Below are 26,185 nucleotides of genomic sequence, written 5' to 3' on the forward strand. Positions count from 1 at the left end.
TGCACGGTCAATGGGCATCCGCCGACGGTGCCTTCGGCGGCGCGACCTTGTGCATCAGCGGGACCAGCAGGGTCGCGATGACAAAGCACAGGCAGATGGCGAGAAAGGCATCGGAGAAGGTCAAGGTGCGCGCCTCGCGCATGGTCAGGGCCCACAGCTGCCTGGCGGCGGCAGCGTTGTCGTCGAGCACCTGGTCGCCCAGCGTGGCCAGGCGGGCCGCCGATTCGTGCAGGAACCGGGCCATGGCCTCGTTGCCGAGGTTCAGGTGTTCGGCCAGGCGCAGGAAATGCAGGTTGGTGCGGTCGTTGAGGATGGTGGCGCAGGCCGCGATGCCGATCGCGCCGCCGAGGTTGCGCATCAGGTTGAACAGGCCGGAGGCCTGCTTGAGGCGCGAAGGCGGCAGCGCGCCCAGCGTGAGAGTGACCGTCGGCGCCACCGCGAACTGCTGGGCCATGCCGCGCAGGGCCTGCGGCAGCAGCAGTTGCGCGCCGCCCCAGTCGTGGGTGATGGGCGCGAAGTTCCACATCGACAGGGCAAACAGCGCGAGCCCGCCCATCAGCAGCCAGCGCAGGTCGACGCGGTTGGCGAGAAAGGCGTAGAAGGGGATCGACATCACCTGGAACAGGCCGGTGGAGAAGATGGCGAGCCCGGTCTGCAGGGCACTGAAGCCGCGCACCTGTCCGAGGAAGAGTGGCGTCAGGTAGATGGTGGCGAAGATGCCGATGCCGGTGACGAAGGAGAAGAAGCAGCCCAGGGCGAAATTGCGCTCCTTCAGCGCGCGCAGGTCGACCACCGGATTCGCGTAGGTCAGCGAGCGCCACAGGAAGCCGATGCCGGCCAGCCCCGAGATCCACGCCGTGGCCAGGATGGCGCGGTCGCCGAACCAGTCCCAGCGCGGGCCTTCCTCCAGGGTGTATTCGAGGCAGCCGAGGAAGAGCGCCATCAGCACGATGCCGAGGTAGTCGGCACCCTTGAGCAGGGACCAGTCGGGCTGGTCGATCTTGACCAGCAGCGGTACCACGATGGTGACGAAGACGCCGGGCACCAGGTTGATGAAGAACAGCCAGTGCCAGGAGTAGTGGTCGGTGATCCAGCCGCCGACGGTGGGCCCGAGCGTCGGCGCGAGCGAGGCCAGCCCGCCGATGATGGCGGCCGCGGCGACGCGCTGGCGTCCTTCGAAGAAGGCAAAGGCGGTGGTGAAGACCATCGGGATCATCGAGCCGCCGAGGAAGCCCTGGGCGGCGCGGAAGGCGATCATGCTCTGGATGTTCCAGGCGATGCCGCACAGCAGGCTGGTCAGCGTGAAGCCCGCCGCGGACGCGGCGAACAGCCAGCGCGTGGACATGACCCGGGCCAGCCAGCCGGACAGCGGGATGACGATGATCTCGGCGATCAGGTAGGCGGTCTGCACCCACACGGTTTCGTCGGTGCCCGCCGACAGGCCGCCGCCGATGTCGCGCAGCGACGCGGACACGATCTGGATGTCGAGCAGGGCGATGAACATGCCGACGCACATGGTGGCGAAGGCCAGCACCCTGGCGCTCAGCGGCATCTGCGCTGGCGAATGGGCGGGCAAGGGGGCCGGCGGGCGGGTCGGCGCGGTGGGCGGCACGGAGGCCGCCGCGCTGGGGTCGGCCGGCCCGGCGGTGACGGCGGCGCTCATGATTGGTCCGCCTCCTTGGCGGCCTGGGTGTCGATTTCCGCCACGACCGACAGGCCGGGGCGCAGCAGGCCGAGCCTGGCATCCGCATCGTCGAGCACGATGCGCACCGGAACGCGCTGCACGATCTTGGTGAAGTTGCCGGTGGCGTTCTCGGGCGGAAGCACGCTGAACTGGGCGCCGGTGGCCGGCGCCAGGCTCTCGACGCGGCCGTGGAAGACCTTGCCGGGCATCACGTCGGCGACGATGGTGGCGCGCATGCCGGGGCGCATGCGGGCGAGTTGTCCTTCCTTGAAGTTGGCGTCGATCCACAGGCCCCTGGCCGGGACGATCGACAACAGCTGGCTGCCGCTGGCGGCATAGGCGCCGACGCGCGCGCGGCGGTTGCCGATGGTGCCGTCGATGGGGGCGCGCAGTTCCGTGTACTGGAGGTTGAGGCGCGCCAGGTCGCGTTCGGCTGCGGCCTGTGCCAGCGCGGCTTGCGCCTGCTGCTTCTGCGTGGCGATCACCTCCAGCTGCCGCTGCGCGGCTTCGACGCTGGCCTTGGCCTTCTGGCTGTTGGCCAGCGACTGCTTGTAGTCGGCGTCGGCCTTCTGCGAGCTCTGCACCGACACCGCCGATTTCGCCACCAGGCTGGCATAGCGCGCCTGGTCGTCGCGCGAGCGGGCCGTCTCGGCGTCGGCGGCGGCCACGCCGGCCCTGGCTTCGGCGATCACGGCCTCCTGCAGCCTGGCGCGCGCATCCAGGTTGGCGAGCAGCGCCTGCTCGGAGGCCACGGCACCTTCGGCCTTGGCCAGCGCGGCGCGGTAGTCGCGATCGTCGATACGGGCCAGCAGGTCGCCGGCATGGACCTGCTGGTTGTCGGTCACCAGTACCGCCGCCAGGTAGCCGGGCACCTTGGCGGCGAGCAGGGTGACGTCGCCGCCCACATAGGCGTCGTCGGTGTCTTCGACGAAGCGCGCATGCGTCCACCAGTGGTAGCCGTATGCCGCCGCGGCCAAGGCGATCAGCGCGCCGCCGGCACGGACCGCCGCAGCCTTGCGGCCGAGCCGGGGCCTGGACACGGTGCCCTCCGAGGGGGCGCGGCTGGCTGTGTCGGCGACGCTGGTGGTGTTGCTCATGGCATTGCTCCGAGATTAGAGGGCGTCCGTGGCGGACGCCGCAGGGTTGACTTCATGGGCTTGTGCGTGCGCCGCCGCGCGGCCGGATGCCGGCAGCGGCGCCGTGGCCGGCGCGGCGAGACGCGCGGGCGGTGCCTCGCTGGCCGCCGGACCGGGCGCGATGCGGTGCCTGGCTTCGGTGATCCGTTCGCCGGTGTCGGCATCGATCAGCGCGACGCGCACGGGCCGCCCGCTGCTGAGCTCGACCAGCCGCATGGTTTCCCCGGCGCCGGGAAAGTGCCGGTTTCCCCAGGCCAGCAGTGTCAGCAGGACCGGGCGGAAATCGCGCCCGAGCTCGGTGAGCACATAGTCGTCGCGTGGCGGATGGGTGCTGTAGGGGCGCCGGACCATCAGCCCGTCGTCGACCAGGGCGTTCAGCCGGCGCGTCAGCATATTGGGCGCGATGCCCAGCGCCTTCTGGAAGGCATCGAAGCGGGTGGCGCCATAGAAGGCCTCGCGCAGGATCAGCACGCTCCATGCGTCGCCGACGCGCTCCATGCTGCGCGCCACGGGACACACGGCATTCCGGTGTGACTTTCTTTGCATGTTGCTCCTCGCTAAAAAGAGGTTGCTATCAACATGAAAGTTAGTCTAGGCTAGTAACTAGCATCGTGCAAGTAAATGTTGGGCAAGACCTGCCAGCGCCTTGCATGAGCCATCACGAAAGGAACCGAGATGTCGAACCCTGCTTTTCCTGTACCGGTCCGCCGTGCCGTGACGGTCGCCGCGGCGATGCTGGCGGCGCTTGGCCTGGCGGCGTGCGCCGTGGGCCCGGACTACCATGCGCCCCAGGCCGCCATGCCGGCGGCCTATGCGCACGCGGCCGCGCTGGCGCCGATCAATGCCGCGCGCGCGCCGGTTGCGCTCGATACCTGGTGGGACGGCTTCAACGACCGCGCGCTGTCGGCCATCGTGCAGCGCGCCCTGGCGCAGAACCTCGACCTGGCCGCCTCGGTGGCCCGGGTCGAGCAGGCACGCGCGGCCGCCCGGTTCGCGGGGGCGGCGCTGCTGCCGCAGGGGAGTGCGTACGGCGATGCCAGCAAGCAGCGACAGTCGCTGGAAAGCCCGCTGGGCAAGATCGGCAGCGCGCTGCCGGGCTACCAGCGCGGCCAGTCGCTTTATTCGCTGGGTGCCGCCGCGACGTGGGAGATCGATATCGCCGGCGGGCTGCGGCGCGGCGCCGAGGCCGCGGATGCGGAGCGCGAGGCCGCCGAGGCGAACCACCTCGGCGTGCGTATCCTGGTCGCCGCCGAAGCGGCGGATGCCTACTTCCGCGTGCGCGGCGCGCAGAACCGTATCGCCATCGCCCAGGCGCAGGTCAAGACCGACGAGCGGCTGCTGGAGCTGGTGCGGCTGCGCCTGGCCGATGGCATCGGTGCCGAGCGCGAGCAGGCGCAGGCCGAGGCCCGGCTGGCACAGACCCGCGTGACCATCCCGCCCCTGCAAAGGGAGCTGGAGACGCAGCTCAACCGCCTCGACGTCCTGATGGCCGCGCAGCCGGGAACCTACGCGGCGGAACTGCAGGCGTCGCCGGGCGACCCGGTGGTGCCGCAGCTGGCCCTGGCCCAGGGGCCGGCCAACCTGCTGCAGCGCCGTCCCGACGTGATCGCCGCGGAGCGCCGCCTGGCCGCCTCGAGCGCGCGCATCGGCGCAGCGGTCGCCGAGTACTACCCCAAGGTCTCCCTGTCGGCCCTGCTGGGCTTCGAGAGCCTGTCGGCCGGCAAGCTGCTGACGGCGCAGGCGTTCCAGCCGGCGGCCACGGCCGGGCTGCGCTGGCGCCTGTTCGACTTCGGCCGTGTCGACGCCGAGGTGGCGAGCGCCAAGGGCGCCTATGCCGAAGCCCTGGCCAACTATCGGAAGTCGATGCTGCAGGCGACGTCGGATGTCGAGGACGCCCTGATCGCGCTGACCCAGCTCGAGGCGCAGAGCCGGGAACTGGACCGGGAGGTCGGCGCGCACCAGCGCGCGCGTGACGCGTCGGAGGAAGCCTACAAGGGGGGAGCGGTCAGCCTCTACGAGGTGCTCGACGAGGACCGCCAGCTGCTCGCCTCGCGCGACCAGCTGGCCAAGGTGAAGGCGGACAACGCGCGCGCGGCGGTCGCGGCATTCCGGGCGCTGGGGGGCGGATGGTCCTGATGTGATCCCGGGGCGCTCCCGGGAATCGATCGCTCTGCCGCGGGGCACCCCGGCCATGTGCAGGGATGCCGCTTGCGGGCCGGAGATGCGGCCCGGCCCGGGCGTGGCGCGGCAGTGCCCGGCTCAACGCGTTTCGCGATACCTGTCCGCCGGGACGTCGCTGGACAGGTGCGTCGACATCGAGCGGCGCGCGGCTTCATAGGCCTCCCACTCTTCGACCGCATGCAGCGACGGGATCGTGACCAGCTCGCCGCGGTCGAATCCCGTCAAGGCCGCGTCGACCAGGTCAGAGGCCGACATGACGATCTCCTTGGGCAGGTGCGCCAGCGGCAGGCCCCCGGTCTCCCAGAAGTCGGTGGCCGTGGCGCCGGGGAGCACGGCCTGGACCCGCACGCCCTTGTCGGCGAGTTCGTGGTGCAGCGACTGGCTGAATGCGAGGACAAAGGCCTTGGTGCCGCCGTAGACACCATTGAGCGTCTCCGGCGCGATCGCGACGATGGAGGCGATATTGATGACGGCGCCCCTGCCGCGCGCGACGAAGGCCGGTACGGCGGCGTAGGTGAGGCGTGTGAGGGCGCTGACGTTCAGGTCGATCATGCGGCTCATGGCATCGGCATCGCTGTCGAGCAGCGGCGTATGCGTGCCGACGCCGGCATTGTTGACCAGCAGGGTCAGGCTGGCGTCCTGCCTGAGCTTGGCCTCGATGCGGGCCAGCGCGGCGCGGTCGTTGAGGTCGGCGTCGAGGATTTCGACGCTGCGGCGCGTCTGGTCGGTGATGCGGTCGGCGAGAGCCAGCAGGCGGTCGCGCTTGCGCGCAACCAGGATCAGGTCGTAGCCGCGACGGGCCAGCCGGTCCGCATAGACGGCGCCGATGCCGGACGAGGCGCCGGTGATGAGGGCGGTGCCGGGATGTGCTTGGGTCATGACGTCACTCCGTGGTGTGGTGGATGAAGGTGAAGACGGTGTGAGGGCATTGTGGACGCCGGCAGGAGAGACCGAAATGACGTATATAGGTAGGATTCAGGCCATGGCTTGGCGGAGGTGGGCATGCATCGGATCGGATTCCTGGTCAGCGAGGGCTTCCAGATCATGGCGCTGGCCCCGCAGTCGGTGTTCGAGTACGCGAACATCGTCGCGGGCGAGCCGTTCTATGCGCTGGAGAATTTCTCGGTTGCCGGCGGCGCGGTGCCGTCCTCGCTCGGCGTAGCGGTGGGGACCCGCTCGCTGCGTGGGCGCGTGGAAGTCGATACATGGATGGTGGCGGGGGTGAACGACCCGCTCCAATCCCCGGCGCCGCAGAAGATCCTCGATTTCCTGCGCAAGGCGGTTCATCGGGCCAGGCGTGTCGCGGGGATCTGTACCGGCGGCTTCGTGCTGGCCGAGGCGGGTTTGCTGGCGCAGCGCCGCGCCACCACGCATTGGGCGTTCGGGCGGGCATTGCAGCAGCGCTTTCCGGACATCCATGTGGAGCCGGACCGGATCTATATCGTCGACGGTCCGATCTGGACCTCGGCCGGCATGACGGCGGGGCTCGACCTGGCGCTGGCAATGGTGGAAAAGGACCTGGGCGCGGACGTGGCCCGCTCCGTCGCACACAAGCTCGTGATGCCGCAACGCCGCGCGGGCGGGCAGTCGCAGCATTCCGAGATGCTCGAGCTGGCGCCCAAGTCAGACCGCATCCAGAGCGCGCTGGACTATGCGCGCCGCAACCTGCACCGTCCGCTCACGGTGGAGGCGCTGGCCTCCAGCGTTCACTTGAGTCCGCGCCAGTTCAGCCGTGTCTTCACGCTGGAGACCGGCCAGTCGCCGGCCAAGGCCGTGGAGCGGCTGCGCCTGGAGGCAGCCCGGCTGATGATCGAACAGAGCCGCCATGCTCTCGAGGTGGTCGCGCGGGAGACCGGATTCCGCGATCGCCGCCATCTGCGCGAGGCCTTCATGCGGGGATTCGGCATGCCGCCGCAGGCGATCCGGCGCGACGCCCGCATCGACTCCCGGATCGATACCCGCTGAACCGCCCTGGCGCCTGGCGGGCTTGCCGCCGGCGCCCCGTCCGTGGCCCGGCCGGAGCGGCCGCCCCTGGGCGATGGAGCCGAAGCGGCGCCGCAGGAGAGGGGGCAGGCTCCCCGGGGTGGGGCACGGATTCGTGGAAGAATCCGCTGGCTTGGTCAATAATGTCTCCTCCTGGTGACATGTTCCGATCCGACCGGCCTCAACTCGACTCGAGCGCGCCATGCCCCTGCACAGCCTGCAATCGTTCGCCGACCTGCTCGACGAGTTGGACATCGCCTTCTGCCTGTTCGACTCCCAGGACGTGACGCGGGGCTGGAACCGGACCTTCCTGCGCTTCTTTCCCGAACACGACGGCAAGATCTTCGCCGGCGAGCATTACCGGCACAATCTGCGCCGCTTCTACTCGGCCCGTCTCGACGCAAGCGAACTCGACAAGGTCGACCTCTACGTGGAACGCGGCATCCTGCGCCACCAGTCGCAGACGCGCCCATTCCAGTTCGAGCACCGCGGGCGCGTGCTCAAGGTGGTGGCCCAGTCGATTCCGGATGTCGGCCGGGCACGCCTCTGGCGGGAAGTGGACTCCGGCACGTGCTACCGCACCGACCCTCCCCAGGGTGACCACGGCGGCTGGATCGAAGAACTGCCCGACGGTTTCTCGATCGAGGACGCGGCGGGCCGGCTGCTGCAGGCAAACAGCCGGTTCCGCGGTATCTACGGGCTGCCCGCGGGGGCGGAGGTGGAGGGCCGCACGCTCGAAGAGATCGTCACCGCGGCGTGGCGGGCGCAGGCTTCCCGGCGCCACGGGGCGGGCGAGGAGGCCGAACTGATCCGGGAGTGGAAACGCTTCGCGGGCGCGCCCTATGAGATTGCCTTGCCGCACGGGCGCTGGGTGCGCGTGATCGACGAACGGGCCGGCAATGGATGGATCAAGTCGGCCCATTTCGACATCACGGTGTTCAAGCAGCAGCAGGCCAGCCTGATCGCCTCCGAGCGCACCGCGCGCGATCGCGAAGCGCGCCTGCACGCCGTCATCGAGCAGTCGCCGTCCGGCGTCATGATCGTCGACCGCTACGGCCGCATCCTCGAGGCCAACCGGCTGCTGGCGTCGATGCTGGGCACCAGCGCGGCGATCCTGGGCGGCGATACCTTGTTCCGCTACCTGCACGAAGATGACCTGCAGCCGGCGCGGCGGGCCCTGGAGGCGATCGCGGCGGGCGAGCAGGCGACCTTCGAGCACGAAGGCCGTTTCCGTGCCGTGGACGGCACGTTTATCTGGGCCTTGAGCTCGATGGCGCCGCTGCAAACCCCTTCGATCGAAGGCATCGCCGCCATTGTCCAGGTGCAGGACATCCGCGCCCGCAAGCGCGCAGAAGCCGAACGCGACCAACTGCTGGCGCGCCTGGAGTACATGGCTTTCCATGACGCGCTGACCGGGCTGGCCAACCGCGCCCGCTTCGACGAGGCGCTCGAAGACCTCGATGCCCTCGATGCGCCCGCCGGCGGCGATGCCAGGGCGCATGCTATCTGCCTGATCGACCTCGACGGTTTCAAGCAGGTCAACGACGTCGGCGGGCATGGCGCCGGCGATGCGCTGCTGGCGGAGGTCGGCAGGGTCCTGCTGGCAGCGGAAGGGCGGCATGTGCTGCCGGCCCGGCTGGGCGGCGACGAGTTCGGCTTGCTGCTGGGTGCCGAGGCGGTGGCTGAGGCGCGCGCCATCATCGAGCGGATCCTGGCCGGCATTGACGCGGTCCGCATCGGCCGCGACGGCCGGGTCTTCTCGGTCAAGGCGAGCGCCGGCATGGCACTGTTCAGGCCCGGCAGCGATGTCAAGCAGGTGCTGCGCGACGCGGATGCCGCCTGCTACCGGGCCAAGCGCAACGGCGGGGGCGGCGTGGTGATGGCGGATCCGGTGCCGGCGGCGGCGCAGGGTGGCCTGCCGGCCCGCTGAGGGCGCGAGAGCGCGGACGGCCACGCGCCGCCGACGGGCGCCAGCCCTGTCCCGAAAGAAAAGAGCCGACCGGGTGACGCCGGTCGGCCCCGCGCAAATGCGCTTGGGAATGGCAGCGGTTACTGCACCGGTATTTCATCATCTCGCGAGGGGAATAGTTGCGCGAAACAGATGTGATGTTTCCCACTATTTCGACTCTTGCATTCTCTTCGTTCCCTGGGCCGGGTCGTGCCGGCGCCGCGCACCGGCTGCGTTCATTGCGAGTTCATTGCAAGTTCAGTGCGAATGCGCTTGTCAAATCGAGTGATCATCAGCATGGCATCGCATGCACATACTGTGATAACTCAATGTATTCATCGAGAGACAATGGGAGTGTGAAACTGCTCGCAAAATGCGCTGAATGTGCGTCGTTCTTTACACATCATCGTCTTTTTTCCGCATCCCCCTCATTGGTGGGGTGAGGGCTGGGGCAGGCCTGCCGTTAGCGCGCCCCAAGCTACCTCGTAGCGACCATTCATCCAGGGAAGGGAGAAGCGCATGCGCAATAACCAGCCAGTGACGCAGCACGAGTACGAGTTGCCGGACAACGCGACCCTGATGTCGACCACGGACGCCCACAGCCACATTGCCTACGCCAATGCCGCGTTCGTCGAGGTGAGCGGTTTTACCCGCGAAGAGCTGCAGGGCCAGCCGCACAATATCGTGCGCCATCCCGACATGCCCACGGAGGCCTTCGCCGACATGTGGGCCACGCTCAAGCGCGGCGAGCCGTGGACCGCGCTGGTCAAGAACCGGCGCAAGGACGGCGACTACTACTGGGTGCGCGCCAATGCGATGCCGGTGGTGCGCGATGGCCGGCCGGTGGGCTACCTGTCGGTGCGCACCAAGGCCTCGCGCGAGGAGATCGGTGCCGCCGAGGCCTGCTACCGCGATTTCCGCGAAGGCCGTGCCAAGGGCTGGCGCTTCCACAAGGGACTGGTGCTGCGCGCGGGCTGGCTGGGCTGCCTGTCGCTGCCGCGCACCCTGCCGGTGCGCTGGCGCATCCGGCTCGGCCTGGCCGGCGTGCTGCCCGTGTCGCTGGCCGGCGCGCTGGCGCTGGGCGCCGGCGGCACAACGCTCTGGGGCGGCGGCGCGGTGCTCGCCGGCGCGCTGGGGCTGGCTTCGCTGTGGCTGGAGGCGCAGGTCTCGCGGCCGCTCGAGCGCATGCTGACGCAGGCGCTGCGCGTGGCCTCGGGCGAGAGCCAGAAGGTCGAGCACATGGACCGTGTCGACGAGATCGGCATGGCGCTGCGCACCATCAGCCAGCTCGGCCTGATGTTCCGCTGGCTGATCGACGACGTCAGCGAGCAGGTGCTGAGCGTGCAGAGCGCGAGCGGGGAGATCGCCCAGCGCAACAGCGACATGAGCGCGCGCACCGGGCGCGCCGCGGCGAGCGTGCAGGACACGGTGTCGTCGATGACGCAGGTGACCGAGGCGGTCCGCAACAATGCCGAGACGGCGGCCCAGGCCAATGCCATCTCGGGCGACGTCAGCCAGGCGGCGGCCAAGGGCGGGCAGGCCATGTCCGAGGTGGTGGCGACGATGGACGAGATCTCGGGCAGCTCGCACCGTATCGCGGACATCATCGGCGTGATCGACGGCATTGCCTTCCAGACCAATATCCTGGCCTTGAATGCCGCGGTGGAGGCCGCGCGCGCCGGCGAGCAGGGGCGCGGCTTCGCGGTGGTGGCGGACGAGGTGCGCCGGCTGGCGCAGCGCAGCGCCGGGGCGGCCAAGGAAATCAAGGCCCTGATCGATGCCAGCGCCGGCAAGGTCGAGCAAGGCACCCGCATCGTGCACGATGCCGGCGCGACCATGGACGATCTGGTCAGGCAGGTGCAGCGCGTCTCCGACCTGATCGCGGAGATCAGCGCCTCCACGGCCGAACAGTCGAGCGGGGTAGGCCGGGTTGGCCAGGCGATCGGCGAGATCGACCAGGTCACCCAGCAGAATGCCGAACTGGTCGGGCAGGGCGCGCAGGCCGCGCAGGCGCTGCGGCAGCAGGCGAACCGGCTGGCGGAGGCGGTCGGGGTGTTCTGCTGAGCGTGGCGCGCGCGGCGGTGCCGGCCCGGGATTACAATGCCGCCCTGACGGAACGGGCGGCAGGGGCGCCGGAGCCGCCGCGCGCGGTACGCCGCCCGGCCGGCCCGGGTGCGTACGGCCGCGCCGCCCTGATGCCCACGGGTCCGGGACGGGCCGGTCTTTGTCCTTCCAGGATCCAGGTATGCGGACAATCCTCTTGCTCGAGGATGAGAGCGAATTGCGCGACGAAATCGCCGCCTTCCTGCAGAAACGGCAGTGGGCGGTGCTGCAGGCGGGCAGCCTGGCCGAATTCGCGCCCTTGTGCGAACAGGCCGACATCGCGGTGATCGATGCCATGCTGCCCGATGGCTCCGGCTTCGACGCGGTGCGGGCCTTGCGCCGCCAGCGGCCCGGTTGCGGCATCGTCATGCTGACGGCGCGCGGCGAGACCCACGACAAGCTGCAGGGCTTCGACGGCGGCGCCGACCATTACCTGGTCAAGCCGGTCAAGCTGCTGGAGTTCGATGCGGTGCTGCGTGCCTTGAGCCGGCGCGTCGCCACCAGCTGGCGGCTGGACCGGCAGGCCGGCCGGCTCAGCTCGCCGGACGGCGCCGCCATCGCCGTGTCCGTCAACGAAGGCAGCCTGCTCGAGCTGCTGGCGCGCCATCCCGGCCAGCCGGCGAGCCGCCGCGAGATCGTCGAGAGCTTCGGCGAGGACTGGCGGCACTACGACGAGCGCCGCCTCGAAACCCTGGTCAGCCGGCTGCGCCAGCGCTGGCGCGGCGAGACCGCCAGCGAACTGCCGCTGCGTGCCGCCCACGGCGTCGGCTACGTGTTCGCGGCGTCGCTGTCTTTGGCTTGAGTTCCGGCCGGGTTGCCGGCCTCCTGGTGGTTGGCTGGAACACCGGCTTGAGCCCCGGGCAGGGCGCCCGGCGGCTGCGCCGGCAGGAAGATGACGGCCCGGCAGCCCTGGCCGGGCTGGCTGTCCAGCGTCAGCGTGCCGCCTTGCATCTCGACCATGCGCAGCGCGAGCGACAGCCCGAGCCCGGTGCCGGGCACGCGCCCGACGCCCTGTCCGCGGTAGTAGCGCTCGAAGACGCGCGGCAGGTCGGCCGGCGCGATACCCGGCCCGTTGTCCTCCACCTCCAGTACGACGCCGTGCTGCACCAGGCGGCCGCGCAGCAGCACGCGGGTGCCGGCGGGCGTGTACTTCACCGCGTTATCGGCCAGCGTACGCAGGGCCAGGCGCAGCAGGCTGCCGTCGCAATCGAAGGCGGGCGGCAGGCGGCTGCCGTCGACGTCGAGACGATGTGCCTCCGATAACAGGCGGGCGGCGGCGGCGGCGTCGTGCAGCAGGGCCGCCAGGTCGACCGGGCCGGGGCGCGAGCCGTGGCGCAGCAGCTCGAAGCCGTCTTCGTGCAGCGACTCGTTGATCAGCATGGTCAGGCGCTGGGTGGCGCGCAGGATCTTGCGGTAGCGTGCCGAGGTGCGGGGATCGTCCTGTTCATCGTCCAGTTCCAGGTTCTGGGCGGTCGCGTCGATGACCGCCAGCGGTGTGCGCAGCTCGTGCGAGACCGTGGCCAGGAACTGGCGCTGTTCCTCCTGGGCCCGCCGTTCCAGCGAGAGCGAGGCCTCCACCTGGGCCATGGCCTCGCGCAGCGCCCGGGTGCGGCGCGCCACCTTGGCTTCCAGGTCGCGCTCGGCCTGGCGTGCCACGCGCAGGGCTTCGGCCTGCGCGGCTTCCTTTTCCGCCCGCATATCCGTATAGCGCCAGCTGATCGCCGAGTTCATGATCAGCAGGAAGGCGACCATGCCGAGATAGTTGCCATTGTCGACGATGGGGCCGGGGTCGATCCATCCCACATTGCGTGCCAGGCGCGCCGCCGTTCCGCCGAGCAGGAGCAGCAGCACGAGGAAGAGCACGCGCGCGGCCTTCTGTCCCCGCCAGCTCATCACCGCGGCCACGCCCATCAGGATGGCGAGGGTCAGCACGCTCCACAGCAGGTAGAACGGCCGCAGCCAGCGTGCGACCGACAGCAGCAGCCAGGGCGCGCACAGCAGCGAGACGGCCCAGTTCAGCGCCGAGAAACGGATGGCCCAGCGGCGCCATGGCGAGTCGAACAGGTCGAGGTAGTTCGCCATGAACAGCACGCCGAGCGGGATCGCGCACAGCCAGCTGACCATGTAGACGGCATCGCTGGCAAGCGGATGCTGGGGCATCAGGTACTGGTAGGTGAAGCCTTCGGCGGACAGCGAGGTGAACAGGTTGGCCAGCACCGTCAGGCTGAACAGCAGGAAGGAGCGGTTGCGCGTGACCCAGTAGAACCAGCCGCTGGTCAGCAGCAGCACGATGTGCGCCGCATAGAACAGGCCGAACAGGAACAGTTCGGTGCCCATGAAGGAAATAAAGGCATCCGGCGACCACAGCAGCAGCGGGAAGGTCATGGTGCTGGTGCTGCGCACCCGCACGTAGACCGTGACCGGCTGGTCCGGCGGCAGGGAGAGCCGGAACACCGGGCTGCGGTAGGCGATGTCGCGCCCCGCCACCGGCTGGCGGTCGCCTGCCACGCGCCGCTCGAAGCCGCCCCCGGCGCGCGGCAGGTACAGCGTGACGTCATCGAGCAGCGCCGAGCGCAGGTCCAGCAGCCAGATCGGCTCGGCCGCCGCCGGGCGCCTCAGGGTGAGCCGCAGCCAGGCCGTGCCGTCGACGTAGCCCAGCGCGGGCGGGGTGTGCTGCTGATGGAAGGCAGCGGCCATGTCGGGCCGCGCGACCTGCTCGATCGTCAGGGTATCGCCCGGGTCGCGCATCAGCGCCCAGTCGTGGCCCAAGGCCACCTCGCCCGACGCCGGCAGGCGCACCTCGGCCCACGCCGCGGGCCATTGGCAGAGGCAAAACAAGACAATGCACAGGATCCGCGACATCACCGTAAACGGGAGAAAAGAGCCAGGCCGGCACGTGCCGCATCGGAGGCGGCCGTCGGCATAGGGGGCGATTGGAGCCAATCGGGGGCAGCAGAGGGCAAGACTATAGCCCAGCGCGGCCCGTTTTCCCGCCACGGCGAGGGGATGTCAGGATTTGTCAGCTTTACGCGCGCGATGTGCTGTAGCATCGCCGAAGCAATACTTGGACTTGGCCGACCACCCGCAGCCCGAACCCATGCAACGCGACGAACTACTCAAGCGCCTGGCGCAGGGCGCGCGTCTCTACCTGACTTCCACGCCCTGGGGTTCACGTGTCCAGGGCGCGCTGCTGCGCGACGAGACGGCTCCCGACGGCCACCAGCTGATTCCCGGCAGCAAGGTCGAGCGCCTGCTGGAGATGCGGCTGCTGCGCCATGGTCCGGTGGACGAGCATGGCAATATCGACCTGATCCTGACCCGCATCGGGCTGGCGGCCGTCTATGGCCGGCGCGCGGTCGCGGCCGGGCTGCCGTTGGCGGCGAACGGTACCACCGGCGCCGCCGCCCCGGCAGCGCCTGCCGCCGCCGCTGTCCCCGCGCCGCGGCAGCCGGAGGCCGGGATTCCGGATTATTCCTTTGCCTTCCAGCCTATCGTCGACGTCGAGCGCGGCGCGGTGGTGGCCTACGAGGCGTTCGCGCGCCGGCGTGGCGACCGTTCGTCCGCCCACCTGATGCGTGCCTTGCCGACCGATGCCATCCATCGCTTCGACGATGAATGCCGCGTTGCGGCAATGACCGTGGCAGAGCGGCTCGGCATCCGCCATCGCCTGCACGTCAACTGCTTCCTGCCGGAACAGGCGGAAACCCAGCTCTCGCTCGAACAGACGGCGGCGGCGGCTCTCCGGCTCGGCTACCAGCGCGGCCGCCTGGTCCTGGAAAACAAGGCCGACGAGATCATCGACCGCCCCGAGGCCTACGCCGCGCGCATGCAGCCGCTGCGCGACCAGGGGCTCAAGCTGGCGCTCAGCGAGATCGGCGCCAGTTCGGCCGGCCTGAACCTGGTGGCGGCCATCCGGCCCGATATCGTCAAGCTGAGCCGCAAGACCGTGCACGGCGTGGGCAAGGACGGGCGCCAGCAGCGCTTCGTGCCGCAGGCGGTCCAGCTCTGCCGCAATCTCGGCATCGCCGTCATCGCGGAGTGCGTCGAGACCCTGGAGCAATACCGCTGGCTGCGCAACGCCGGCGTGCACCTGTTCCAGGGCAATCTGTTCGCCGCGCCGGCGTTCGAGGCGGCGCCGCCGGCACGGCTGCCCTGAGCGCGGGCGGCCGGGCCGGCAGAACCGCCGGAGCGGGGGGCAAAAAAAGACGCCCCGGTGGTGGACTGGGGCGGTTGATTTGGGAATGTGGGGCAAGGTGAGAGCCCCGGTACCCATGCTACGGCGGGTGCCGGCGGGCCACCATCCTCCCGACGGCTGACATCCCGATGGCTGATGCCGGCCGCACCCGGCCGCACCCGGCCGCACCCGGCAGCGCGAGGCCGCGGCAGGGTGGCGTGCCAGCGCCTATGGTGGAAGCAGGGCCGGGCGCCTGCCTGCTGGAGCTGGCGCCACCGGGCAGCCGAGCCAACCACGCCGAGGGGCCGCGATGTGCTATTCCGCCATGATCCGATCCGAACACCGCCGCTACGAGAGGGAGTACGGCGTGCAGGTGAGCCTGCGGCGCTATGTCGAACTGTTCTGGGAAAAGCGCCGCGATGGCGGCTGGCTGCGCATCCCCAAGGCGATGCGCGCCGATTTCGCCGAGGCACGCACGCCGGCTGAACGGGAGCTGGCAGAACTCGCCGCCGCCGCCGACGGGGAGCAGGCCCGTGTCCTCGAGGCCGAGCTGTTCCGTCAGAAGGCGCGGCTGGCGGAGGCCGAGCGCGCGCTGGCTGTGCGCGCCAGCCGCAAGGCGGAGGATGAGCAGCGCATCGCCACCGACAAGATCGCACGCGCCCAGCGCAACCTGGCGGACCTGCAGCGCAGCCACCTGATGCAGCGCGACGCCCGCATCTTTCCCGGCCACTATGCGCCGCTGATCATCTGGCAGGACGGGGGCCGCGTACTGGTGCCGATGCGCTACCAGTGCCGGCTGCCGGGCTGGAGCGAAGCGGACGAGCGCAGGCGGCCCGGTACCTACAATGCCCGGCGCGACAACCTGGGGCATGCCTGGCGCAAGCTGTTCGGCCACCAGCACGGCGTGCTGGTGGTGACGGCCTTCTTCGAGAACGTGGCGCGGCACAAGCTGGAGCACCGGCCGCTGCCTGCGGGGGAGGCCGAGGAGAATGTGGTGCTGGAGTTCAGCCCGCAGCCGCCGGCCGACATGCTGCTGGCCTGCCTGTGGTCATACAGCCCGGGCGAGGGCGGCGGGCCCGGGCTCTACTCGTTCGCGGCCATCACCGACGAGCCGCCGCCCGAGGTCGCGGCCGCCGGCCACGACCGTTGCATCATTCCCCTGCGTCCCGGGCATCTCGACGCCTGGCTCCAGCCGGATCCCCACGACCTGGCCGCGCAGCAGGCCATCCTCGACGACCGCGCGCCGCTGCATTTCGCCCATCGGCTCGCGGCCTAGCGGCCTGGCGGCCCGAAGCGCTGGCCCTGAAGCGCTGAATCCTGGAACCACCGAAAGCGGTCGTCAGGTGCCGGACAGCAGGTCGCGCGCGTTCAGCAGCGCATAGGCGATCTCGGGCCGGGCTTCCATGCTGCGCCGGATCGCGGCCGGGATGGCCTGCCGTGTCTTGCGGCACAGGCCCGGCTGCTCCGCCACCTGGATGGCGATGCCGCGCGTGGTGCGCACCTCGTTGGCACTGGGCGTGACGGTCAGCACGATGCCCAGTTGCTCGAACATGCGCTGTTCCATGCGCCGCAGGTCTTCCAGGCTGGCCAGGCTTTCGAGGCGGGCGATCAGCCGCTTTTCCTCTTCCCGTGTCAGCCGCAGGATGCGCAGGTCGGCCCGCGGATCCTCCAGCAGCGCATCGCGGCCGCAGATGCAGGCGCCGGGCGGGCAGCCGGTGCGGATCGGGAACGGTGGGGCGTTCATGTCGTGGAGGGGGCGGGCGCGTCCGGCGCGGGATGCGTGGCGCTGCCGGCAATCATAAACCAGGCGGCGCCGCCTTCGCCCGGCCGGCGCGGCCGGAGGCCGGCCGGGTTTACGCCGATGTCGAGCACCTTGTCACCTCCTTATTATCTGTTCCTTAGGAGAACGCGAGTTCTTATAGCGAACAATCGGGCCGGCAGCAGGATGATCCGGCCTCGGCGCAAACCGGCAGGAGACAGCATGCAAGATCCCGCAGCAACCCGCGTCGTCGACGTCCAGGCCTTTATCGACGGCCAGCGTTTTTCCGCTTACCAGTGGCTGATCCTGCTGCTGTGCTTCCTGATCGTGGCGATCGACGGCTTCGATACCGCGGCGATCGGCTATATCGCTCCCGCGCTGGTGCAGGACTGGGGCATCGACAAGGCCACGCTCGGCCCGGTCATGAGCGCGGCGCTGTTCGGCCTCGCTGGCGGCGCTATCTTTGCCGGGCCGCTGGCCGACCGGGTCGGCCGCAAGGCGGTGCTGGTGCTGTCGGTGTTCTTCTTCGGCGCCTGGAGCCTGGCCACCGCCTTCGCCGGCTCGCTCGAATCGCTGACGGTGATGCGTTTCCTGACCGGCCTGGGCCTGGGCGCGGCCATGCCCAACGCGGTCACGCTGATGTCCGAGTTCGCCCCGGCGCGGCGCCGCGCGGTGCTGGTCAACACCATGTTCTGCGGGTTCCCGCTGGGCTCCGCCGCCGGTGGCTTCGTGGCCGGCTGGATGATCCCGCACTACGGCTGGCACAGCGTGCTCGTGCTCGGCGGCGTGGTGCCGCTGGTGCTGGCGGTGCTGCTGGTGCTGCTGCTGCCGGAGTCGGTGCGCTATATGGTGATGCGCGGCCAGCCGGCCGGGCGGATCCGCCGGGTGCTGGCCCGCCTGACCGGCTCGGTCATCGACCCGGCGCTGCGCTTCACGCTGGACGAGGCGGCGCCGCGCGCGGGCTCGGCCATCGGCACGGTGCTGTCGCGACGCTACCGCCTGGGCTCGGCCATGCTGTGGCTGACCTACTTCATGGGCCTGGTGATCTTCTACCTGCTGACCAGCTGGATGCCCACGCTGATGAAGGACGCCGGCTTCAGCATCGAGCGCGCCGCCTTCCTGACCGCACTGTTCCCGCTCGGCGGCGGCGTCGGCACCATCCTGGCCGGCTGGCTGATGGACCGCATGAATCCCAACAAGGTGATCGCCTTCACCTATGCGCTGACCGGCGTGCTGGTCTATGCCGTGGGGCGGGGCAGCGGCGGCCCGCTGCTGCTGCTGGGCGTGCTGATCTTCCTCGCCGGCACGGCGATGAACGGTGCGCAGTCGTCGATGCCCTCGCTGGCCGCGGGCTTCTACCCGACCCGGGGGCGCGCCACCGGGGTGGCCTGGATGCTGGGCATCGGCCGCTTCGGCGGCATCGCCGGCGCGTTGCTGGGCGCCGAGCTGATGCGCCGCCACCTGAGCTTCGACGCCATCTTCACCTTGCTGGCGGTGCCCGCGCTGGTGGCCGCGGTGGCGCTGGTCGTCAAGCACCTGGGCGAGGCCGGCCGGCCGCGGGCGGACGAGGACGGCGATGCACCGGCGGGGGCGGGCATGGTTTCCGGGCACTGATCGCCGATCCCGGGCGGCGGCGAGGGCCGCCGGGCAAGCGGCTTCATGCCGAATTTGCATGAGGCCGCGCGCCAGGCTGTGAAAGAATGACGAGGATGGCACAAGCGGCTGAGGCCGCGGCGCCATCCTCTTTTTTTTGGGGCGGCACCGCCGCCCCACGTTTCCGCTCCCGAGCGCAGCCCCAGCCACCATGCAAGACGCTACCGTTTACCTGAACGGCGAATTCACGCCGTTGTCCGAAGCCCGTATCTCCGTCCTCGACCGCGGCTTCATCTTCGGCGATGGCATCTACGAAGTCATTCCCCTTTACGGCGGCAAGCCGTTCCGTGCCGCGCAGCACCTGGCGCGGCTGGCGCGCAGCCTGGAGGCGATCGGCATGCGCAATCCGCATGACGAGGCCGGCTGGATGGCGCTGATCGGACGGGTGGCCGAGGCCAACGGCGCGCGCGCCGACCAGATGATCTACCTGCAGGTGACGCGCGGCGTGGCCAAGCGCACCCATGCCTTTCCGCGCGAGGCCGAGCCCACCGTGTTCATCATGAGCAGTCCGATGGCGCTGCCGCCGGCCCAGGCGCGTGAACGCGGCGTGGCCTGCGTGACGATGGAAGACCGGCGCTGGCTGCACTGCCACATCAAGTCGACCTCGCTGCTGGGCAATGTGCTGGCGGCGCAGTATGCCGCCGAGCAGGAAGTCACCGAGGCGATCCAGTTCCGCGACGGCTGGCTGACCGAGGCTTCCTCGTCCAACGTCTGGATCGTCAAGGATGGCACGGTCAGCGCGCCGCCCAAGGATGCGCTGATCCTGGAGGGCATCCGTTATGGCCTGATCGAGGAGCTGTGCGCGGCGGCGGACATTCCCCTGGTGTCCCGGCGCATCGCGCGCGAGGAAGTCTTTGCTGCGGACGAGGTGCTGCTGTCATCGGCGAGCAAGGAGATCCTGCCGGTGGTCTCCATCGATGGCAAGACGGTCGGGGCGGGCGTGCCCGGCCCGGTATTCGCCCGCCTTTACGCTGGCTACCAGGCAGCCAAGGCGGCCTGAGCCGCGCTCCCGCCCGCACGGCCTGACGCACCGGCGCGCCAGGGTCTATGCTTCGGGAGCGGCCGCTGGCCGTCCCGGCATCCTTCCCGGCAGGGAGGCGCCGGCCACGACAGGCAAGAGGAGGATCAGCCATGTCTCTGCCGATGTACGACGTTTCCATCCCGGCCTTCCTGCGCGGCTTCCGCAACCTGCGCGCCGTGCTCGACAAGGGCGTGGCGCATGCGGAATCGACCGGATTCAATCCCGCGGAACTGCTGCAGGCCCGGCTCTACGTCGATATGTATCCGCTGGTCGGGCAGGTGCAGCGTGCCAGCGATACCGCCAAGGGATGCGCCGCGCGGCTGGCGGGCATCGAGGCGCCGGCCTTTGCCGACAACGAAGCGAGCCTGCACGATCTGCACGCGCGCATCGACAAGACGGTCGCCTTCCTCGAAAGCGTGACGCCGATGCAGCTGGAGGGCAGCGAGGAGCGCATCATCGAACTGAAGCTGCGCCCCGAGCCGGTGCGTTTCAGCGGCAAGGCCTATCTGCTGGAGTTCGCGCTGCCGAACTTCTATTTCCACCTGACCACGGCCTACGACATCCTGCGCCACCGGGGCGTGCCGCTCGGCAAGCGCGATTATCTCGGGCTGCAGTAGTCTGGGCGGCATCAACCGCGCGTGGCGTACGCGGCGCCTGTGCCGGCGAAGCCCCGCCGGCACAGGCGCCTTACCGGCCCCTCTGGTATACTCTCTGCCTTCGCAGCGATCGGAGGCGACCGGCGCATGCCGAGGAAACGCCCCACGGCAAGGCCCTGGCGTGCCGCGCTGCCATTCTCCGACGATCACCGAGGACCGCCGCCCTGGCGCCGGTCGCCGACAACACGTGACGGCCCTGCGGGCCGCTAAGCATGACCTACGCTGTCAAGGAAATCTTCTATACGCTGCAGGGCGAAGGCGCCAATGCGGGCCGCGCGGCGGTGTTCTGCCGTTTCGCGGGCTGCAATCTCTGGAGCGGCCGTGAAGAGGACCGCGGCAGCGCCGTCTGCCAGTTCTGCGACACCGATTTCGTCGGCACCGACGGCACGCTCGGCGGCAAGTACCGCGATGCCGCAGCGCTGGCCGCGGCCGTCGCCTCCGAATGGCCGCAGGGCAAAGGCGGGCGGCCGCTGGTCGTCTGCACCGGCGGCGAGCCGCTGCTGCAGCTGGACGCGCCGCTGATCGCCGCGCTGCATGCGCAGGGCTTCGAGATCGCCATCGAGACCAATGGCACCATCGCCGTGCCGGACGGTATCGACTGGGTTTGCGTCAGCCCCAAGATGGGTTCGGAACTGGTCGTCACGCGCGGCCACGAACTCAAGGTGGTGATCCCCCAGGACGGCCAGGATTTCGCGGCATACGAGCGGCTGGATTTCCAGCATTATCTGGTGCAGCCGATGGACGGCCCGCTGGCGAGAGAGAATACGGCCGCCGCGGTGGCGTTCTGCCAGCGGCATCCGCGCTGGCGCCTGTCGCTGCAAACGCATAAGCTGCTCGGCATCCGCTGAGCGCCGCCCCTGGATCGCTGGCGCGGGCCGCGCCGCGACCGGGTCGCGGCCAAGTCCCAGGAACCCATGAACAAGCAAGTCTCGATCACCCGCCGGCTGGAATTCGATTCCGGCCACCGCATTCCCAACCACTGCGGGCAATGCCGCAACATCCACGGGCACCGCTATCGCCTCGACCTCACGCTGTCGGGCGAGGTCCTGCATCGTGAAGGCGCGTCCGACGACGGCATGATCCTGGATTTTGGCGACATCAAGACGCTGGCCAACGAGCATCTGGTGTCCCAATGGGACCACGCCTTCCTGATCTACCGCGGCGACACGGCCCTGCTGAATTTCCTGCAGTCGATGGAAGGCCACAAGACCGTGGTGCTGGACGCCATCCCGACCGTGGAGAACCTGGCCCAGATCGCCTTCGACATGCTCGCCCCGGTGTTTAAGGACTGCTTCGGCCATCACCTGCAGCTGACGCGCCTGGTCCTGTTCGAGACGCCGAACTGCTGGGCCGAGGTGACTGCGGCGATCAGCCTGCCGGCGCAGGACTGAGGCAGCCCGGTCATGGATGAGGCGGCCCTGAGCAGCAGCCCGCAAGGGCCGCAAGCCGATGCCGAGCGCGACCGCCACTATATGCGTGCCGCGCTGGAAGAAGCGCGCCTGGCCGAAGCGGCCGGCGAGGTGCCGGTGGGCGCCGTGGTGGTGTGGAACGACACCATCATCGCGCGCGGCCACAACCTGCCGATCCGTTCGGTCGATCCCTCCGCGCACGCCGAGATGCAGGCGCTGCGTGCAGCCGCCAAGGTGCTCGACAACTATCGGCTGCCCGAGTGCGAGCTTTATGTCACGCTCGAGCCCTGCGCCATGTGCAGCGGCGCCATCCTGCACGCGCGCCTGCGCCACGTGGTGTTCGGCGCCAGCGATCCCAAGACCGGCGCGGCCGGCAGCGTGGTCAACCTGTTCGAGCAGGCGCTGCTGAACCACCAGACCACTGTGACCGGAGGCGTGCTGGCCGAGGAGTGCGGCGGCATGCTGAAGGACTTCTTCGGGGCGCGCCGGCGTGCCCAGAAGGCTGCGCAGAAAGCGGCGCAGAAGGCCGCCCAGGCGGCCGCGGGGCAGGGCGCGCCGGAAGCCGGCGGCGGGTCCGTGCCGCAGCCGTGTGCACATTGCGCTGCGCCGGATGCTGCCGAGGCGCCGCCTGAGCCCTGAGCCCTGAGCCCTCGCCGCGCACGCGGCCACGTCCCACGCATCTCCAACGACACCACCGACGCTACCGACGCTACCGACGCATGAGCCTGCCCGACACCACGCCGCATACTGAAGTCAGACTGATCGCCTCCTCGGGATATCCGCACGACGTGGCCATCGCCGCGCGCGGCTGCGCCTGGCTCAAGGCGCACGGCTACCATGTCGGCAATCCCGATATCCTGGCGCGCCGCTACCTGCGTTTCGGCGGCACCGACGAGGAGCGTCTGGCAGACCTGCACGCGATCGGCACCGGCGCCGCCGGTGAACTGACGCTGGCGGTGCGCGGCGGCTACGGCATCGCGCGTCTGCTCGACCGCGTCGATTTCACCCGCATCGCCGCGCAGGCGGGCGCCAGCGGCACGCCCATCGTCGGCCACAGCGACTTCACCGCATTCCAGCTGGCCTACCTGGCCCGCACCGGCGGCGTGACCTTCGCCGGCCCGATGCTGCTGGCCGATTTCGGCGGCGAGCAGGTCGACCCCTTCATGTGGCGCCACTTCGAGGGCGTGCTGCACGACCCGGCCTATCGCATCGAGGTGGCCGCGCCCCAGCATCAGCCCCAGGGCCAGGCCTTCACCGGCAGCGTGTCGGGCATGCTGTGGGGCGGCAACCTCGCCATGCTGTGCAGCCTGCTCGGCACGCCCTACATGCCGGCGGTGCAAGGCGGCATCCTGTTCCTGGAGGATGTGAACGAACCGCCTTACCGCGTCGAGCGCATGCTGATCCAGCTGATGCAGGCCGGCGTGCTGGGGGCCCAGCGGGCCGTGCTGCTGTGCGACTTCTCCAACTATCGCGTGACCGACTACGATAACGGCTACGACATGCCCGCCGTGGTGTCCTACCTGCGTGAGCAGCTGGCGCTGCCGGTACTGACCGGATTGCCCTTCGGTCACTGCGCGCGCAAGCTGACCCTGCCGGTCGGCGGGCAGGCGACGCTGGAGGCGGGTGCCGAGGGCTTCACCCTGTCGCTGTCGGACTATCCGACCCTGGCGCCGCGGGCCTGAGCGCTCGGCACGGGCAGCGTTCCGGTTCCCGCCGCCGCCCGCCACTGCTCGCCATTGGCCGCCGGACACCTGCGGCCCGCGTCCGGCAATGGTAGAATTACAGGTTGTTCTTCATATGCCGCTATCCGGCGCGCCAGGTTGCTGAACCGGCCGTCCGATCGGCGTGGCCGCCGGCGGTGCGACGCGCGCACCGCCCATTCCGGCAGGCCAGGCAAACCAGGCGCCGCGCGCCATCTCTCCCTACAAGGTTCCAGACGTGCTCTCTACCGCAAACATCACCATGCAGTTCGGCCCCAAGCCGCTGTTCGAGAATATCTCGGTCAAGTTCGGCGAAGGCAACCGATACGGCCTGATCGGCGCGAACGGTTGCGGCAAGTCCACCTTCATGAAGATCCTGGGCGGCGACCTCGAACCCAGCTCGGGCAACGTCATGCTCGAGCCGGGCGTGCGCCTGGGCAAGCTGCGCCAGGACCAGTTCGCCTATGAAGACATGCGCGTACTGGACGTGGTGATGATGGGCCATACCGAGATGTGGGCCGCCGCGCAGGAGCGCGACGCCATCTACGCCAATCCGGAAGCCACCGACGAAGACTACATGAAGGCCGCCGAGCTGGAAGCCAAGTACGCCGAGTATGACGGCTACACGGCCGAAGCGCGTGCGGGCGAGCTGCTGCTGGGCGTCGGCATCCCGACCGAGCAGCACCAGGGCAAGATGAGCGGGGTCGCGCCGGGCTGGAAGCTGCGCGTGCTGCTGGCACAGGCCCTGTTCTCGAACCCGGACGTGCTGCTGCTCGACGAACCGACCAACAACCTGGATATCAACACGATCCGCTGGCTGGAGACCGTGCTCAACGAGCGCAACTCCACCATGATCATCATCTCCCACGATCGCCACTTCCTGAACTCGGTCTGCACCCACATGGCCGACATGGACTACGGCACGCTCAAGGTCTACCCGGGCAACTACGACGACTACATGGAAGCGTCGATGCAGGCTCGCGAGCGCCAGATGGCCGCCAACGCGCGCGCCAAGGAGCGCATCAGCGAACTGCAGGACTTCGTGCGCCGCTTCTCGGCCAACAAGTCCAAGGCGCGCCAGGCGACCTCGCGTGCCAAGCAGATCGAGAAGATCAAGGTCGAGGACATCAAGCCGTCGTCGCGCCAGAACCCCTTCATCCGCTTCGAGTTCGAGAAGAAGCTGCACAACCTGGCAGTGGAGGTGGAAGGCATCACCAAGTCCTACGATCGCAAGATCATCGACAACCTGTCGATGGCGATCCAGGCCGGCGAGCGCGTGGCCATCATCGGCGAAAACGGCGCGGGCAAGACCACGCTGCTGCGCAGCCTGCTGAACGGCGCCGTCCAGACCGGTGTGCAGCGTGGCGTCGAAGTCGATCGTGGCGCGGTCAAGTGGGCCGAGAACGCCAATGTGGGCTACATGCCGCAGGACACCTACGAGGAATTCCCCGAGGACCGCGACGTGATGGACTGGATGAGCCAGTGGACGCAGGCCGGCGACGACGAAACCTCGCTGCGCGGCACGCTCGGCCGCCTGCTGTTCTCGGCCGACGACATCAAGAAGTCGGTCAAGGTGCTGTCCGGTGGCGAGAAGGGCCGCATGATCTGGGGCAAGCTGATGCTGGGCCGCCACAATGTGCTGGCGCTGGACGAGCCGACCAACCACATGGACATGGAATCGATCGAGTCGATGCAGATCGCGCTGGACAAGTTCCAGGGCACGCTGATCTTCGTCTCGCACGACCGCGAATTCGTCAGCGGCCTGGCCACGCGCGTGATCGAAGTGCGCACCGACGGCACGCTGACCGACTACCTGGGTACGTATGACGAGTACCTGGAGTCGCAGGGTATCAACGGCTGAGCGCGGGGCCGCACGATCTGCCGCTGGTCCGGCGGATCGCCGCCGCAAGAAGAAGGGTCGCCTCGGGCGGCCCTTTTTTCATGGCTTCGCTACAATCGCGGACACGCCCGCCACCCCGTCCGTGGCAGCGCGGCCTGCGCTGCCTTGCCGAGGGGCCGGCGCTAGCCGCCGGATGGCGGCGCCACGCCGACGGCCAGCAGGCGGTCCAGCTCCGCCATCAGTGCCAGCGCGGCCGGCGCGCCGCGCGCCTTCTCCAGCGCGACGTGGAACGGCTCGCGCAGGGCGGCCAGTTCCTGCAGGTTGGCCGCCTTCTCCACCTTGACCTGCAGCAGATAGCCGCGCAGGCCCAGTTGCTGGCCGATGGTCTCGGTGTAGAAGCGGTAGAGGCGGCGATAGCCGTCGGCGGCGGCCGGTTCGCTGCCGGCATGCGCCGCGGGCCTGGCCGCGGCGACTCCGGGGACCGGCGGGTTCGCGGGCGGGATGTCAGGGGCAGGGTCCGGGGCGGGGTCCGGCGCGGCGGGCGCGATCAGGCCGGCTTCGAGCAGCGCGGCGAGGGCGCCGGCATCGATGCCGAGGCTGCCCAGCTGTGCCAGCAGTTCGCTGCGCGGCCGCTGGCCGTTGACCAGCAGCAGCAGCGCGCGCAGCCTGTGCTCCAGCCGGCGCTCCCTGGTACGGATCTCGTCGTGCCCCGCGGCGGTCTTGAGGTAGACCGGATCATCCATGCCGGCGTCTCCTTCGGCGTTGAGTCTGGCGGCCTCGCCGGGCGGTGCGGGCAAGCCCGGGCTTGCCGTGCCATCCGGGGGCGGAATTCTGTTGTTCGATAACCGGCTGCCTGCGCACGTCGGAGTGCTTTTTGATTATCTTATGGGGCTGGCGCGCCGGAAAATCCGAACGGCTTTCCGCTCTACAATGAGGTG

22 protein-coding genes are annotated in these 26,185 nt (G+C 69.5%); 15 read left to right on the plus strand and 7 right to left on the minus strand.

What is annotated here, in order from left to right:
* Nucleotides 1–7: 7 nt before the first annotated feature.
* From BKK81_RS09955 to BKK81_RS09965, 3 genes are read right to left on the minus strand one after another with little or no spacing between them, the layout of a single operon-like run.
* Entirely contained in the window at nt 8–1,663 is a 1,656-nt protein-coding gene (locus BKK81_RS09955; protein WP_083384035.1) for a DHA2 family efflux MFS transporter permease subunit, read from the minus strand.
* A complete protein-coding gene (locus BKK81_RS09960; protein ID WP_071012512.1) occupies nt 1,660–2,781 on the minus strand; it encodes an HlyD family secretion protein in 1,122 nt (373 codons plus the stop codon). Before BKK81_RS09960 ends, BKK81_RS09955 begins: the two co-directional genes overlap by 4 nt.
* Before the next feature lie 15 nt (nt 2,782–2,796).
* Nucleotides 2,797–3,366, minus strand: a complete 570-nt coding sequence (locus BKK81_RS09965; RefSeq protein WP_071012518.1) for a winged helix-turn-helix transcriptional regulator — start codon at nt 3,364–3,366, stop codon at nt 2,797–2,799.
* Nucleotides 3,367–3,495: 129 nt separating this feature from the next.
* On the opposite strand from BKK81_RS09965, the gene BKK81_RS09970 reads away from it, so the two are divergent.
* On the plus strand, nt 3,496–4,956 hold the full coding sequence (locus tag BKK81_RS09970; RefSeq protein ID WP_071012520.1) for an efflux transporter outer membrane subunit: 1,461 nt from the start codon (nt 3,496–3,498) through the stop codon (nt 4,954–4,956).
* Between the two features lie 123 nt (nt 4,957–5,079).
* On the opposite strand, the gene BKK81_RS09975 is transcribed toward BKK81_RS09970, so the two are convergent.
* Nucleotides 5,080–5,880, minus strand: coding sequence for an SDR family NAD(P)-dependent oxidoreductase (locus tag BKK81_RS09975; RefSeq protein WP_071012522.1), 801 nt, complete (start codon nt 5,878–5,880; stop codon nt 5,080–5,082).
* A 123-nt stretch (nt 5,881–6,003) separates the two neighbouring features.
* Between BKK81_RS09975 and BKK81_RS09980 the strand changes: the two genes are divergently transcribed.
* The 4 genes from BKK81_RS09980 (at nt 6,004) to BKK81_RS09995 (ending at nt 11,837) form a co-directional block, all read left to right on the plus strand.
* On the plus strand, nt 6,004–6,966 hold the full coding sequence (locus BKK81_RS09980; RefSeq protein ID WP_071016296.1) for a GlxA family transcriptional regulator: 963 nt from the start codon (nt 6,004–6,006) through the stop codon (nt 6,964–6,966).
* A gap of 220 nt (nt 6,967–7,186) precedes the next feature.
* Nucleotides 7,187–8,914, plus strand: a complete 1,728-nt coding sequence (locus BKK81_RS09985; RefSeq protein ID WP_071012523.1) for a diguanylate cyclase domain-containing protein — start codon at nt 7,187–7,189, stop codon at nt 8,912–8,914.
* Between the two features lie 537 nt (nt 8,915–9,451).
* Complete coding sequence (locus tag BKK81_RS09990) at nt 9,452–10,996, plus strand: methyl-accepting chemotaxis protein (RefSeq protein ID WP_071012525.1); 1,545 nt, start codon at nt 9,452–9,454, stop codon at nt 10,994–10,996.
* 181 nt (nt 10,997–11,177) lie between these two features.
* Entirely contained in the window at nt 11,178–11,837 is a 660-nt protein-coding gene (locus tag BKK81_RS09995; RefSeq protein ID WP_071012527.1) for a response regulator transcription factor, read from the plus strand.
* Here the strand turns inward: BKK81_RS09995 and BKK81_RS10000 are convergent.
* Nucleotides 11,804–13,834 carry a sensor histidine kinase gene (locus tag BKK81_RS10000; protein WP_231907893.1) on the minus strand — a complete coding sequence of 677 codons (2,031 nt, stop codon included), beginning with the start codon at nt 13,832–13,834 and terminating at the stop codon, nt 11,804–11,806. The two genes, BKK81_RS09995 and BKK81_RS10000, sit on opposite strands and share 34 nt — an antisense overlap.
* A gap of 298 nt (nt 13,835–14,132) precedes the next feature.
* Between BKK81_RS10000 and BKK81_RS34180 the strand changes: the two genes are divergently transcribed.
* Together BKK81_RS34180 and BKK81_RS10010 are read left to right on the plus strand one after the other, a co-directional pair.
* The gene (locus BKK81_RS34180; protein ID WP_156811195.1) at nt 14,133–15,191 is read left to right on the plus strand and encodes an EAL domain-containing protein; all 1,059 of its coding nucleotides are present in this window, start codon (nt 14,133–14,135) and stop codon (nt 15,189–15,191) included.
* Nucleotides 15,192–15,519: 328 nt separating this feature from the next.
* Complete coding sequence (locus tag BKK81_RS10010; RefSeq protein ID WP_071012528.1) at nt 15,520–16,485, plus strand: SOS response-associated peptidase family protein; 966 nt, start codon at nt 15,520–15,522, stop codon at nt 16,483–16,485.
* Nucleotides 16,486–16,548: 63 nt separating this feature from the next.
* Here the strand turns inward: BKK81_RS10010 and BKK81_RS10015 are convergent, their stop codons facing one another.
* Nucleotides 16,549–16,953, minus strand: coding sequence for a hypothetical protein (locus tag BKK81_RS10015; protein WP_071012530.1), 405 nt, complete (start codon nt 16,951–16,953; stop codon nt 16,549–16,551).
* A 237-nt stretch (nt 16,954–17,190) separates the two neighbouring features.
* On the opposite strand from BKK81_RS10015, the gene BKK81_RS10020 reads away from it, so the two are divergent.
* The 8 genes from BKK81_RS10020 (at nt 17,191) to BKK81_RS10055 (ending at nt 25,268) form a co-directional block, all read left to right on the plus strand.
* Nucleotides 17,191–18,582: an MFS transporter gene (locus BKK81_RS10020; RefSeq protein WP_071012532.1), complete on the plus strand. Its 1,392-nt coding sequence runs from the start codon at nt 17,191–17,193 to the stop codon at nt 18,580–18,582.
* A gap of 190 nt (nt 18,583–18,772) precedes the next feature.
* Nucleotides 18,773–19,621, plus strand: a complete 849-nt coding sequence (locus tag BKK81_RS10025; RefSeq protein WP_071012534.1) for a D-amino acid aminotransferase — start codon at nt 18,773–18,775, stop codon at nt 19,619–19,621.
* A gap of 131 nt (nt 19,622–19,752) precedes the next feature.
* A complete protein-coding gene (locus BKK81_RS10030) occupies nt 19,753–20,259 on the plus strand; it encodes a DUF1993 domain-containing protein (protein WP_071012535.1) in 507 nt (168 codons plus the stop codon).
* 251 nt (nt 20,260–20,510) lie between these two features.
* A complete protein-coding gene (gene queE / locus BKK81_RS10035; protein ID WP_071012537.1) occupies nt 20,511–21,146 on the plus strand; it encodes a 7-carboxy-7-deazaguanine synthase in 636 nt (211 codons plus the stop codon).
* Nucleotides 21,147–21,212: 66 nt separating this feature from the next.
* The gene (locus BKK81_RS10040; protein WP_071012539.1) at nt 21,213–21,689 is read left to right on the plus strand and encodes a 6-pyruvoyl trahydropterin synthase family protein; all 477 of its coding nucleotides are present in this window, start codon (nt 21,213–21,215) and stop codon (nt 21,687–21,689) included.
* Between the two features lie 12 nt (nt 21,690–21,701).
* Nucleotides 21,702–22,346, plus strand: a complete 645-nt coding sequence (gene tadA / locus BKK81_RS10045) for a tRNA adenosine(34) deaminase TadA (protein WP_083384038.1) — start codon at nt 21,702–21,704, stop codon at nt 22,344–22,346.
* Nucleotides 22,347–22,426: 80 nt separating this feature from the next.
* Complete coding sequence (ldcA, locus tag BKK81_RS10050) at nt 22,427–23,389, plus strand: muramoyltetrapeptide carboxypeptidase (RefSeq protein ID WP_071012540.1); 963 nt, start codon at nt 22,427–22,429, stop codon at nt 23,387–23,389.
* Between the two features lie 256 nt (nt 23,390–23,645).
* Nucleotides 23,646–25,268, plus strand: coding sequence for an ABC-F family ATPase (locus tag BKK81_RS10055; protein WP_071016300.1), 1,623 nt, complete (start codon nt 23,646–23,648; stop codon nt 25,266–25,268).
* Nucleotides 25,269–25,429: 161 nt separating this feature from the next.
* On the opposite strand, the gene BKK81_RS10060 is transcribed toward BKK81_RS10055, so the two are convergent.
* Nucleotides 25,430–25,990: a hypothetical protein gene (locus tag BKK81_RS10060; RefSeq protein ID WP_071012542.1), complete on the minus strand. Its 561-nt coding sequence runs from the start codon at nt 25,988–25,990 to the stop codon at nt 25,430–25,432.
* Between the last annotated feature and the right edge of the window lie 195 nt (nt 25,991–26,185).

This window comes from Cupriavidus sp. USMAHM13, from assembly GCF_001854285.1.
GTDB lineage: Bacteria > Pseudomonadota > Gammaproteobacteria > Burkholderiales > Burkholderiaceae > Cupriavidus > Cupriavidus malaysiensis.

Coding starts and splice junctions, on each gene's coding strand:
- BKK81_RS10015 (WP_071012530.1), bottom strand. CDS start 16,953: ATGAACGCCCCACCGTTCCCGATCCGCACCGGCTGCCCGCCCGGCGCC.
- BKK81_RS10060 (WP_071012542.1), bottom strand. CDS start 25,990: ATGGATGATCCGGTCTACCTCAAGACCGCCGCGGGGCACGACGAGATC.
- BKK81_RS09985 (WP_071012523.1), top strand. CDS start 7,187: ATGCCCCTGCACAGCCTGCAATCGTTCGCCGACCTGCTCGACGAGTTG.
- BKK81_RS09955 (WP_083384035.1), bottom strand. CDS start 1,663: ATGAGCGCCGCCGTCACCGCCGGGCCGGCCGACCCCAGCGCGGCGGCC.
- BKK81_RS10025 (WP_071012534.1), top strand. CDS start 18,773: ATGCAAGACGCTACCGTTTACCTGAACGGCGAATTCACGCCGTTGTCC.
- BKK81_RS09990 (WP_071012525.1), top strand. CDS start 9,452: ATGCGCAATAACCAGCCAGTGACGCAGCACGAGTACGAGTTGCCGGAC.
- tadA (WP_083384038.1), top strand. CDS start 21,702: ATGGATGAGGCGGCCCTGAGCAGCAGCCCGCAAGGGCCGCAAGCCGAT.
- BKK81_RS34180 (WP_156811195.1), top strand. CDS start 14,133: ATGCAACGCGACGAACTACTCAAGCGCCTGGCGCAGGGCGCGCGTCTC.
- queE (WP_071012537.1), top strand. CDS start 20,511: ATGACCTACGCTGTCAAGGAAATCTTCTATACGCTGCAGGGCGAAGGC.
- BKK81_RS09965 (WP_071012518.1), bottom strand. CDS start 3,366: ATGCAAAGAAAGTCACACCGGAATGCCGTGTGTCCCGTGGCGCGCAGC.
- BKK81_RS10040 (WP_071012539.1), top strand. CDS start 21,213: ATGAACAAGCAAGTCTCGATCACCCGCCGGCTGGAATTCGATTCCGGC.
- BKK81_RS10030 (WP_071012535.1), top strand. CDS start 19,753: ATGTCTCTGCCGATGTACGACGTTTCCATCCCGGCCTTCCTGCGCGGC.
- BKK81_RS10020 (WP_071012532.1), top strand. CDS start 17,191: ATGCAAGATCCCGCAGCAACCCGCGTCGTCGACGTCCAGGCCTTTATC.
- BKK81_RS09960 (WP_071012512.1), bottom strand. CDS start 2,781: ATGAGCAACACCACCAGCGTCGCCGACACAGCCAGCCGCGCCCCCTCG.
- ldcA (WP_071012540.1), top strand. CDS start 22,427: ATGAGCCTGCCCGACACCACGCCGCATACTGAAGTCAGACTGATCGCC.
- BKK81_RS09980 (WP_071016296.1), top strand. CDS start 6,004: ATGCATCGGATCGGATTCCTGGTCAGCGAGGGCTTCCAGATCATGGCG.
- BKK81_RS09970 (WP_071012520.1), top strand. CDS start 3,496: ATGTCGAACCCTGCTTTTCCTGTACCGGTCCGCCGTGCCGTGACGGTC.
- BKK81_RS09995 (WP_071012527.1), top strand. CDS start 11,178: ATGCGGACAATCCTCTTGCTCGAGGATGAGAGCGAATTGCGCGACGAA.
- BKK81_RS09975 (WP_071012522.1), bottom strand. CDS start 5,880: ATGACCCAAGCACATCCCGGCACCGCCCTCATCACCGGCGCCTCGTCC.
- BKK81_RS10010 (WP_071012528.1), top strand. CDS start 15,520: ATGTGCTATTCCGCCATGATCCGATCCGAACACCGCCGCTACGAGAGG.